The following is a 10,987-nucleotide window of genomic DNA, read 5'->3' on the forward strand; positions in this document are numbered from 1 at the left end:
TATTTTTATGCTCCGAAAAGAAAACGGTCAGTAAAAATGAAAAAAATATTACTTATCATACTTCCACTCTTTTTGAGTGGATTTTTATTTTCTCAGAAAAAAGCTCCGGTGAAAAAACCGAAAGTAATTCCTAAATTCAACTATCATGAAGAATTTAAGAAAATCTCTGATGAAATTTTTCTTCATGGAACAGCGTACGATAATCTTGGTGAATTAACCAAAGGAATCGGATCGCGATTCAGTGCTACACCGGGCTACGCTAAAGCAACCGAATGGGCCGAAAAAAATCTCCAAGAAGCAGGAGCTGAAAATATATGGAAACAGGAAGTAAAAGTTCCGGTTTGGATCAGAGGAAAAGAATCTTTGCAGATCAAAACTTCTTCAGGCGATTGGAAATCTATTAAAATGCTTTCATTCGGGAATTCTGAAGGAACAAAGGGAAAAGATTTAATCGCTGATATTCTTTTGGTAAATGATGTTCAGGAGCTTGTAAACCTGAGAACCGCAGACGTAAAAGATAAAATCATTTTTGTAAACTATCCGATTGATCCTACCATTATCAATACCGTAGATTCTTATATGATTGCTGCAAAATCTAAACTTATTTCGGCTTCCGTGATTGGACAGAAAGGAGCAAAAGCTTTAATTATAAGATCATTAACAACCGCTTCGGACGACATTCCGCACGCAAAACAGGTTTATTATGAACCTGAAGACAAAACAAGAATTCCGGCAATGACCATTGGAGTCCGTTCTGCAGATGAGCTTGAAAAACTGCTGAAGAAAACACCGGTTAAGGCTAAAATCAACATGTCTGCCGAATCAAAGGGCGAAACCATTAATCATAATATTATCGGCGAAATTCCAGGTAAAAAAGATTCAAAAGTGATTGTTCTGGGTGCGCAGCTGGATTCTTGGGATTTTGCTGAAGGCGCTCATGACGACGGAACCGGAGTTGTACAGTGTATGGAAGTTCTAAGAACGTTTAAAGCTTTAGGTTATGATAATAACCATACGCTAAGAATTGTGCTTTATGCCAACAGTGAAAACGGTGGAATGGGTCGTGAAACCTATGCTTTGCAGGCAAAAAAGAAAGAAGAAAAGCACATTTTTGCATTGGGAACCGATGCAGGAGGTTATTCTCCACGAGGTTTTTCATTGGATATGTCTCCACAAAGAAGAAAGCTGATGTTCGAATGGAAAAATTATTTTTTACCTTATGGAATTTATGATTTCGACCAGACTTATGCCATTCAGGATATTGCACCGTTGAAAAAACTAGATGTTCCGTTGGCTGAAATGGTCGTTGATACTCAAAGATATTTTGATTATCATCACTCCGAAAAAGATACCTTCGATAAGGTCAACAAAAGAGAATTACTTCTCGGAGCAGTTGCCATGACCCAGCTTATTTTTATGATTGATAAAAACTGGTAGACCTTTAAATTTAATTTATAAAAAACTAATGAGTATTAACAAAACTCTTTCAGAAGAAAATACACAACCTGTTCATCCGAATTACAAAAAATCTGCCGAACTCCTTTATATCTCAGGATTTTTAGGCATTGGCAACCTGATCTGGAAATATGATACTTTAGAAAATGAACTGCAAATTTTCATAGCAATTATTGTTCTGGCATTTGGTTTCGTGCTTGCGTATGTCACCAGTAAAGGGATTGAATGGTTTAAATATATTTTACTTGCTCTTTTCGCATTCGGTCTTATCAGTATTCCGTTTATTATTTCGGATATTTTAAATGAGCCTGTGGTCGGAATTATTAATATCGTACAAACGATTCTTCAAATATATGCACTGGTATTATTATTTAAAATTCCAAAAACTATAAACCCCAACCAATCTGATCAGAAAAATTAATATGGAAATCAAACAATTAAATTTAAACCCGGAACAGATCAATAACGATAAAGTAAAAAATCTGTACGATCAGATGCAGCAATTGATTGAAAAACTTAATATTAAAAAGCTTCCATCAGAAATTGTACAATTTATCAATCAACAGATTGAAGATATTAATTCAACAACTCTGACAGGTTTTCAGCTTTATAAATTTCTAAAAAAAATACAGACTGCTATTATCAAAAAACTAGAAGCTGATCATAAAATAGTTCCTAAAAATTATTACAGAAACCTTTGGACAGCCGTCGGAATGTCGGCTTTCGGATTGCCTTTAGGTGTAGTTTTCGGTTTGAGCATGGGAAATATTGGTTTAATGGCATTGGGTTTACCCATTGGTTTGGCAGTTGGTGTTGGAGTAGGAACTTCAATGGACAAAAAAGCTTTGGCAGAAGGAAGACAAATCGATATGGAATTAAAATTTTAATGAAATCACAGAAAATTCAATGAAAAATATAATTTCAACCGCTATCCTATTCTTCGGTTTCACTGCTTTCGGACAGACTAAAGAAGATTCAATTCAATTCAGCAGAATTTCTATTGAAATTTTAAATAAAGGAAAGTCGTACAACGAATTAAGAGATTTAACTAAAAACATAGGTCATCGACTAAGCGGCTCAGAGGCTTACGAAAAATCGGTAAAATGGGCCGAACAAAAATTAAAAGAAGCCGGAGCCGATAAAGTGTGGCTTCAGGAAGTCATGATTCCGGTTTGGGAACGAGGAAAAGAATCTTTAAAAATAAAAGCCGGAAACGGAAAATGGATTTCTCTGAAAATGCTTTCTTTAGGCAATTCTGAAGGCACAAAAGGAAAAGATATTTCAGGAGATATTATCATGGTGAAATCTTTAGCGGAATACAACAAACTTACTCCTGATCAGGTAAAAGATAAGATTGTTTTCTTCAATTATCCTTTCAGTCAGTCTTACGTTCAGACTTTTCATGCCTACAGCGATGCAGCTGTTTATCGCTCTACTGCTGCATCATTAACGTCAAAAAAAGGTGGGAAATTTGCGATTGTACGATCACTTTCGTCTGCATTTGATGATGTTCCGCACACAGGAGCGATGCGTTACGATAAAGATATTGAAAAAATCCCTGCCGTTGCCATCGGAAATACTACTGCAGATGAACTGGAAAGTCTTTTAAAATCACAGAAAATTATCGCTAAACTCAATTCCAACTGTGGTATGAAAGGTGAGAAACTCTCCCACTCTGTTATCGGGGAAATCACAGGTCACAAAGATAGAAGTGTGATTGTTGTAGGCGGACATTTAGATTCATGGGATGTAGGCGAAGGAGCTCATGACGACGGAGCAGGAATTGTACAGAGCATCGAAGTTTTGAGAACTTTTAAAAATTTAGGGATTAAAAATAATCACACGATAAGAGTCGTCTGTTTTGCCAATGAAGAAAACGGTGTAAAAGGCGGTCAGCAATACGGAAAAATAGTAAAAGATAGCAACGAAAAGCACCTTTTTGCCTTAGAATCTGACGCGGGAGGATTTTCACCACGAGGAATTGCTCTGGAAATGGATGAGGCTAAAATCAATCAGATCAAAAGCTGGTCTTCCTTATTTTTACCTTACGGAGCTTATGATTTTGGAGGAAGATATTCAGGAACCGACATATATCCTTTGAAAGATATGGGAGTTCCTACCGCAGAGCTGGCTCCGGATTCTCAGAGGTATTTTGATATTCACCACACCGAAGAAGATACTTTTGAAAAAGTAAACCGCAGAGAATTGTTGTTGGGAGCAACGATCATGACGCAGATGATTTATATGATTGATAAAAACTGGTAAATATAAAGTCATCGATTTGAGGACTTTATATTATATTAAAATTATTTTAAATATTCTTTTTTAGCAATAACAAAATTTAAAACTTTCCCTTCTCTTTTTATTTTAATATTGATAACATTAACATCTTTCTCAATTCGGTTCAGCAAATATGTGCAAACCGTTTCGTTGGTCAGATTTTCGAGACTTATGTGATTGATGCTTAAAATCTCATCATCAAATTTTAAAGGAAAATCTTTATCATTAAATAATAAAACCACTTTCGCTTTATTGTCGATAAATCGATATCCAAAACCAAATGATTCTAGTTTAGGCTCATCTTCTTTAATTTGATGAAGGTAGATCTTACTATTTTTCCAATCCAGAATATAACTAAATTTTTTGAGAAATTCATTTCCCAGCAAGCTTGTAGATCCGGTAACGATAAGCTGGTTGCCGAATTTCTTTTGATCGATCATAATTTCGCCTGTCTTGAAATGATATGAAACCTGTGGTTTTCCTGCTCCGAAAGCACCTATAGAAGCAATTCCGTACGTTTCAACAAACTTCACATTACCTTTTTTCGGATCGAAATATTTATCTAAGATTTTCATGGAACCTGTAAAGCCGGTATCAAAAGTCATCTCTATTTTTTTATCTAAAATTTTAGCTTCAATGATAGGTGTTTTCTGCATTTTGGGATCAAAAGAAAATATGGTTTCGTACCCTTCGATCGAGAAATTGGTAAGATTTTGGGTTGCTTCCAGATTATTTTCAGAATAATTGATTCTCCAGAAAAGCTTTGCCATTTGATTGGCTCCGATAATTCCGTCGATTTTTATACAGCCGAATTCTGTCCCTTGCAAATCCATCACAACTGTCCCGATATTTTTGAAGATGATATTATCAATTTTCATTTCAGGGATTTCGGTAAAAATCTGTTTTTGCTTATTTTTCTGTGAATCTGAAACTTTGCTGGTATGTTTTTCTTTCAGTTTTAATTGATTAAAAATTGCGAAAGAAATAACTGTAGGTGCTCCTGTGTCAAACAAAAACTGATACATTTTACCATCTATTTCTACTTTTACAAGAGGTAATTCATATTCAAAATTCAAATTAACTTTTTCCACAGGATTTTTTAATACTGCTTCTCCAGTTTCAAAAAATTTCTTTCCTTGAGCAGAAATTGTAATGGTAAGAAATACGTAAGCAAAAAGTGAAATTTTCTTCATGAATAATTTTTGATAAAAATAGTGTTTTGAAATTAGTAATGTGAATTAATGATGAGTGATTTCAAGAAAATTCATCTTTAAGAAAGCTTAAAACCAAATTATGGTTTTCCGTAATATTTTTTTCAATCATTTGTGTATTATTGTATATCAAAAAACTAATAACCATGGAAATTATTTTAATTGTTATTTTAATCATTTTAGTGATTTATTTTTATGCTAAATCACAAAAATTAAATAATGAAATCAAAACCAAAGATTCAAAAATCACTGAACTATCAAAAGATATAGCGCAACATCAAGCTGAAAATAATTTATTAAAAAATAAGCTTCAATCAACCCAAACAGAATTTTCAGAACTTCAAATTAATAATCGTGATCTAAAAGATAAAATTGCAGAATTAAGTAAATATCAAAATATAATTGATGTAAAAGTAGAATGCGAATATTTGTTGAAAAAAGCTCATAAAGATTACGAGAAACTCCGAGAAAAAGGAAATCAGGAATTATTTGATGCTCAGGAAAATGCAAAAGAATCACGCCGAAATATTAAAGAACTCATAGAAAATAAAAAACGTGAAATTGAGCTTCTCTACGAAAATGCAGTAAGAGAATCAAAAAGAATTATCGAAAATGCAGAAAACAGAGCAGAAACCATTGGCGGTGATGCTTACAGAAGTTTGAGAGAAGCCAATGAAATTGCAGACAGAATTCAGGCAATGCAAAATGTAATTAAAGGTTATGGAAATGAATATCTTGTACCGAGCTATACGCTCTTAGACCAGCTTGCAGAAGATTTTAGTCATAAAGAAGCGGGAGAAAATCTTAAAAAACTTCGCCAAAACAATAAACTGATGATTGTGAACCGACAAGCCGGAATCTGCGAATATATGGATGAAGAAAGACAAAAAACTGCTGTGGATTTTGTGATTGATGCTTACAACGGTAAAGTTGATTCTATTTTAGCAACAGTAAGAAAAGACAATTATGGCATCTTGAAACAGAAAATAGAAGATGCTTTTCAGTTGGTTAATTTTAACGGAAAAGCGTTTAGAAATGCAAGAATATCAGAAGTTTATCATCAGGCGAGATTAGAAGAATTAAAATGGGCAGTCGTTGCACAAGAATTGCGTGCAATGGAACTTGAAGAACAGAGACAAATCCGCGAACAGATTCGTGAAGAGGAAAAAGCCCGAAAAGAGTTTGAAAAAGCAATAAAAGAAGCCGAAAAAGAAGAACAAACTTTAAAAAGACTCATTGAAAAAGCAGAAGCACAAGTTTCAAGAGCTAATGAAGAGCAGAAAGCAATTTTCCAACAAAAACTGGAAGAACTCCAGGGAAAACTCGAAGCGGCAGAAGAAAAAAATCAAAGAGCCATATCAATGGCTCAGCAAACAAAAACCGGAAATGTGTATGTGATTTCAAACATCGGTTCGTTTGGAGAGCATGTTTATAAAATAGGAATGACGAGACGTTTAGAGCCTTTAGACCGAGTTCGTGAATTAGGAGATGCAAGTGTACCGTTTGAATTTGACGTTCATGCAATGATATACTCCGATGATGCGCCTGCCCTAGAAAGACAACTTCATAAAAAATTTCTTAAAGATCAGCTCAATAAAATAAATCCTCGGAAAGAATTTTTCAGATTGGACATTAATGATTTAAAGCATCATCTTGAGTTAATCGGAATCAATTGTAAATGGACACTTTTAGCAGAGGCAAAACAATACAGAGAAAGCCTTAAACTTGAAAAAGAAATGAAAACGGACAAAACTCTTGAGGCAGAATGGGAACGTTATCAGGAAATCGTTGACCCAGTAACTTATAATGAAGTGATTGAAGAAGTTTAAAATTTAAATCTCTCATTCTTCGATTAATAGGATCAAATCTTAAACAATTTTCAATTTTCTCTTTGCCATAACAAAAAAACATCCTATATTTGCACCACTGAAAACGAGAAATCGTAGTAAATAAGGAGAGTTGGCAGAGTGGTCGATTGCGGCAGTCTTGAAAACTGTTGACTGTAACAGGTCCGGGGGTTCGAATCCCTCACTCTCCGCCAGTTGGGAAACCAAAATAAGCTAAAACGCTGTAAACATCAATGTTTACAGCGTTTTTTGTTTTGCGCTAGTATCAAAGAAAATCAAAAAAGGTCATATTTAAAGTGACCTATTTAGTGACCTATAGTGAAAATATCAAAATAGGTCACTGAAATCTCTGGAAAACCCGACCAATAGGCAGTCTAACGATTGAACATCTTGCAAAAAGTGGTAACAAAAAGTAAATTATTAAACAATTAAAGTTATCACACAATGAACAAAACATTCAACCTGTTATTCTTTATAAAAAAGAATAAAATCAGAACAAACGGAACCGCTCCTATCTACTTAAGAATCACAGTAGATGGCAAGGCAGCAGAGATTGCGGCTAAAAGATATATTGACCCAAAGAAATGGGATAATAAATCGCAGAAAGCCATAGGTTATAGTCAAGAATCCAAAACACTGAACTCTTACCTTAAAACTTTAGAACAGCAAGTTTACGATTTCCATTACTTGATGCTCAAAGAAGAAGACTTCGTAACCGCAGAAAGTTTAAAATCTAAACTGCTTGGAACTGATGTTTCGACAAGAATGCTCATTCCTATTTTTCAGGATCACAATGATAAAGTAGAAGCATTAATAGGTCAGGATTTCGCTCCAGGTACATTGGAACGATACAAAACTTCCTTGAAACACACACAGGAATTTCTAAATTGGAAGTATAAAATTTCTGACATTGATATTACAAAGATTGATCACGCTTTCATTATGGATTATGATTTCTGGCTTCGTAGTGTCCGAAAATGCGCTAACAATACTGCTGTAAAATACATCAAGAACTTCAAAAAAATTATGCGTTTATGCATGGCGAACGGTTGGCTATCAAAAGATCCGTTTCTAGGTTACAAAGCAAAAATTAAAGAAGTGGAACGCCCCTATCTTACAAAGAAGGAAATTCAATCGGTTTATGACAAAGAGTTTGCTTCAGACAGGTTGAATCAGGTACGTGATATTTTCCTTTTTAGTTGTTATACTGGTTTAGCTTATGTTGATGTAGTGAAATTATCTAAATCGCACATCAATATTGGAATAGATGGTGACAAATGGATATTTACAAATCGTCAGAAAACTGGTACTGCAACCAGAGTTCCACTACTGCCATTAGCTCAAGAGCTTATTTTAAAATATGAAGACCACCCGGAATGTGTAAATTTAAACGTACTTTTTCCTGTACTAAGTAATCAGAAAATGAATTCTTATCTCAAAGAAATTGCTAATGTTTGTGGGATTAACAAAGAATTGACATTTCATATTGCGAGACACACGTTTGCTACTACAGTTACATTATCCAATGGCGTTCCGATTGAAAGTGTAAGCAAAATGCTTGGTCATAAGAATATAAAAACCACTCAACACTATGCGAAAATTCTTGATAAGAAAGTGAGTGATGATATGCTACTTGTGAGGGAAATATTTAAAAATAAAGAATAAAAAGTTGTATAAATTAGTTGTAATAGAGAAGAAATTATGTTTATAATTTCTTCTCTATTTAAGAAAGTGAAATCTAACTAAGTCGACTATATATTTGAGTCCACCAAATAAAATATAAAATTCTAAATATCTTAATTCAACCTGGCTCTTTTATATGTAGTATAAAAATGGATGTACTAATCTAGTGTACAGTTAAAGTTAAGCATTTATTTTAAAAATTCTTTAAGAATTACCGTTTGCTAGTAATGAATTAAAAAATGCAACTTGCACCAAAAACTTGTTTTGGTACATAACTTCCTCAAGGGTTTATACTTATAGGAACGCAAATTGAAAGTTAGCAAGAATTGATAAATTTACAATTTTAACAAGTATTATTCATAAAATAAAATATATAAATTACCTCTATCAAAAATTATATTATAATCCTTCTCTTTATATAATTATTTAAGGCTGTCGATCGTTTTCTTCAATCATTTATTTTAGAAATACATATTACTAATTTTTTAGATTTAGTAAAATTAATTACTAATTTTGTTATAATAAAATGTATTATGGAAAAAGAAAATCAAATCTCAGAAGAAAGAATATTCGAATTGTACGGAGACTATATCCTCAATCACGGTGAAAAACCAAAAAACATTTACCGTTTTGCCAAAGACAATGAGTTTGAAGAAAAAGACTTCTACGATTACTTTGCTAGCTTTGAGCAAATTGAGAAACAAATGCTGGTTAACTTGTTTGTAAAATCTTTTGAACTTGCGGCTGAAGTAAACGAAGCTAAAAAAATGACTTCAAAAGAAAAACTTTTAAATGTTTATTATATATTTTTTGAAAATATGACGATGAACCGTTCTTTGGTTTTAATCATTTTAGGAAATACCAAAATGCAATCCGCTAAGATTCTCAGTCAGCTGAAAGCAACTCACCGCGAGTATATCAAAACGCTTGATTTCAATGATTGGGAGATCATCCAAAAAGCAAAAGATGATATTAGAAATGCGCATCAAAAAGCCCGTGAAGAAGCACTCTGGTTACATTTGGTTTCTGTTATTGAGTTTTGGAAAAAAGATACCTCACCCGCCTTCGAAAAGACCGATATTTTCATTGAGAAAACGATTGACACTGGTTTTGAACTGATGGATAATGAACCATTGAGAAAACTCGCAGACCTCAGTAAGTTTTTATTTAAAGAAAAATTTAAAAAACACTAAAATGAAAACACTGAATAAAATTCCTACCGGAAAGATAGAAAGAACTGGAAGTTTGCTGAAAGCGGGTGCCAAAATCGGTGTCAATTACATCAAATATTACGGAAATAAAATCACCAAAGACGAAGAACAAGCAAGGCAGATTCTAAACGAAGAAAATGCCACGGATATTTATGATTCCTTAAAAGAATTAAAAGGTTCTGCATTAAAAGTTGCTCAGATGCTGAGCATGGAAAAAAATATTCTTCCGCAGGCTTATGTGGAGAAATTTTCGCTGTCGCAGTTCTCGGTTCCTCCATTATCAGGCGCTTTGGTGAAGAAAACATTCAGAAAATATTTCGGGAAGAACCCGGAAGCAATGTTTGATGAATTTTCTCAGGAATCGGTGAATGCGGCGAGCATCGGACAGGTTCACAAGGCAAAAAAAGATGGGCACGATTTAGCGGTTAAAATTCAATATCCGGGCGTCCGGGAAAGTATTTCCAGCGACCTGAAAATGGTAAAACCGATTGCCATGAAGATGTTTAATATCCAGAAAGAAGGTTCTGAATCGTATTTTCAGGAAGTTGAGAGCAAATTATTTGAAGAGACCGACTATAATCTGGAACTGAAAAGAAGTCAGCAAATCTCTAAAGAATGCAGTCATTTGCCCAACCTGAGATTTCCCACCTATTATCCTGATTTATCTTGCGAGAAAATCATCACCATGGACTGGATGAACGGAAAACATTTTTCGGAATTCACCAAGCAAAATAATTCTCAGGACAACCTCGACACAATCGGACAGACCCTTTGGGATTTTTATATATATCAGATGCACGTCCTAAAGCAGGTGCACGCAGATCCGCATCCCGGCAATTTTCTTGTTTCAGAAAATAATGAGTTGTTGGTCATCGATTTTGGCTGTATTAAAGAGATTCCCAATGAATTTTATACACCTTATTTTGAACTGGCAAAGATGGAAAATCTTAAAAATCCTGAAACTTTTAAACTAAAGCTGTATCAGCTGGAAATTCTCCGACATGATGATACGCGGGAAGAACAGGAATTTTTCAGCAAGCTGTTTTATGAGCTTCTGGAACTGTTCACAAGACCATTTAACCTTGAAGTTTTTGATTTTTCTGATGAAGGCTTCTTTCAGGAAATCGCTGACCTCGGCCAGCGTTACGCGAAACTGAATGACATGAAAGGAATGAATGTCAATCGTGGTTCAAAGCACTTTATCTATCTGAACAGAACATTTTTCGGGCTGTACAACATGATGCATGATGTGAGAGCTAAAGATATTAAAATCAATAATTACAAAAACTTCATCCCATAA

At 34.1% G+C, this 10,987-nt stretch carries 9 protein-coding genes and 1 tRNA gene; 9 read left to right on the forward strand and 1 reads right to left on the reverse strand.

Annotation, left to right across the window (positions count from 1 at the left end; genetic code table 11):
• The first annotated feature begins 36 nt into the window (after positions 1 to 36).
• The 4 genes from BM371_RS05165 to BM371_RS05180 are packed head-to-tail and all read left to right on the forward strand — an operon-like array spanning position 37 to position 3,720.
• Complete coding sequence (locus BM371_RS05165; RefSeq protein ID WP_051882782.1) at positions 37 to 1,437, forward strand: M28 family peptidase; 1,401 nt, start codon at positions 37 to 39, stop codon at positions 1,435 to 1,437.
• Positions 1,438 to 1,465: 28 nt separating this feature from the next.
• Positions 1,466 to 1,876, forward strand: coding sequence for a hypothetical protein (locus BM371_RS05170; protein ID WP_034676547.1), 411 nt, complete (start codon positions 1,466 to 1,468; stop codon positions 1,874 to 1,876).
• Position 1,877: 1 nt separating this feature from the next.
• Positions 1,878 to 2,342: a hypothetical protein gene (locus BM371_RS05175; protein WP_034676549.1), complete on the forward strand. Its 465-nt coding sequence runs from the start codon at positions 1,878 to 1,880 to the stop codon at positions 2,340 to 2,342.
• Between the two features lie 19 nt (positions 2,343 to 2,361).
• A complete protein-coding gene (locus tag BM371_RS05180; protein WP_034676551.1) occupies positions 2,362 to 3,720 on the forward strand; it encodes a M20/M25/M40 family metallo-hydrolase in 1,359 nt (452 codons plus the stop codon).
• 41 nt (positions 3,721 to 3,761) lie between these two features.
• Here the strand turns inward: BM371_RS05180 and BM371_RS05185 are convergent, their stop codons facing one another.
• Entirely contained in the window at positions 3,762 to 4,928 is a 1,167-nt protein-coding gene (locus tag BM371_RS05185; RefSeq protein ID WP_034676553.1) for a retropepsin-like aspartic protease, read from the reverse strand.
• A gap of 164 nt (positions 4,929 to 5,092) precedes the next feature.
• On the opposite strand from BM371_RS05185, the gene BM371_RS05190 reads away from it, so the two are divergent.
• The 5 genes from BM371_RS05190 (at position 5,093) to BM371_RS05210 (ending at position 10,987) form a co-directional block, all read left to right on the forward strand.
• Entirely contained in the window at positions 5,093 to 6,775 is a 1,683-nt protein-coding gene (locus tag BM371_RS05190; RefSeq protein ID WP_034676555.1) for an SNIPE associated domain-containing protein, read from the forward strand.
• 124 nt (positions 6,776 to 6,899) lie between these two features.
• Positions 6,900 to 6,987, forward strand: a tRNA-Ser gene (locus BM371_RS05195).
• Positions 6,988 to 7,237: 250 nt separating this feature from the next.
• Complete coding sequence (locus BM371_RS05200) at positions 7,238 to 8,458, forward strand: site-specific integrase (protein ID WP_034676557.1); 1,221 nt, start codon at positions 7,238 to 7,240, stop codon at positions 8,456 to 8,458.
• A gap of 551 nt (positions 8,459 to 9,009) precedes the next feature.
• Positions 9,010 to 9,669, forward strand: a complete 660-nt coding sequence (locus tag BM371_RS05205; RefSeq protein WP_034676559.1) for a TetR family transcriptional regulator C-terminal domain-containing protein — start codon at positions 9,010 to 9,012, stop codon at positions 9,667 to 9,669.
• 1 nt (position 9,670) lies between these two features.
• Entirely contained in the window at positions 9,671 to 10,987 is a 1,317-nt protein-coding gene (locus tag BM371_RS05210; RefSeq protein WP_034676561.1) for an ABC1 kinase family protein, read from the forward strand.

The organism is Chryseobacterium formosense (assembly GCF_900116415.1).
Lineage (GTDB): Bacteria > Bacteroidota > Bacteroidia > Flavobacteriales > Weeksellaceae > Chryseobacterium > Chryseobacterium formosense.

What these genes read in the sequence shown, in the direction of transcription:
- BM371_RS05185 (WP_034676553.1), bottom strand. Translation starts at nt 4,928, where the DNA reads ATGAAGAAAATTTCACTTTTTGCTTACGTATTTCTTACCATTACAATT.
- BM371_RS05180 (WP_034676551.1), top strand. Translation starts at nt 2,362, where the DNA reads ATGAAAAATATAATTTCAACCGCTATCCTATTCTTCGGTTTCACTGCT.
- BM371_RS05190 (WP_034676555.1), top strand. Translation starts at nt 5,093, where the DNA reads ATGGAAATTATTTTAATTGTTATTTTAATCATTTTAGTGATTTATTTT.
- BM371_RS05200 (WP_034676557.1), top strand. Translation starts at nt 7,238, where the DNA reads ATGAACAAAACATTCAACCTGTTATTCTTTATAAAAAAGAATAAAATC.
- BM371_RS05210 (WP_034676561.1), top strand. Translation starts at nt 9,671, where the DNA reads ATGAAAACACTGAATAAAATTCCTACCGGAAAGATAGAAAGAACTGGA.
- BM371_RS05175 (WP_034676549.1), top strand. Translation starts at nt 1,878, where the DNA reads ATGGAAATCAAACAATTAAATTTAAACCCGGAACAGATCAATAACGAT.
- BM371_RS05165 (WP_051882782.1), top strand. Translation starts at nt 37, where the DNA reads ATGAAAAAAATATTACTTATCATACTTCCACTCTTTTTGAGTGGATTT.
- BM371_RS05205 (WP_034676559.1), top strand. Translation starts at nt 9,010, where the DNA reads ATGGAAAAAGAAAATCAAATCTCAGAAGAAAGAATATTCGAATTGTAC.
- BM371_RS05170 (WP_034676547.1), top strand. Translation starts at nt 1,466, where the DNA reads ATGAGTATTAACAAAACTCTTTCAGAAGAAAATACACAACCTGTTCAT.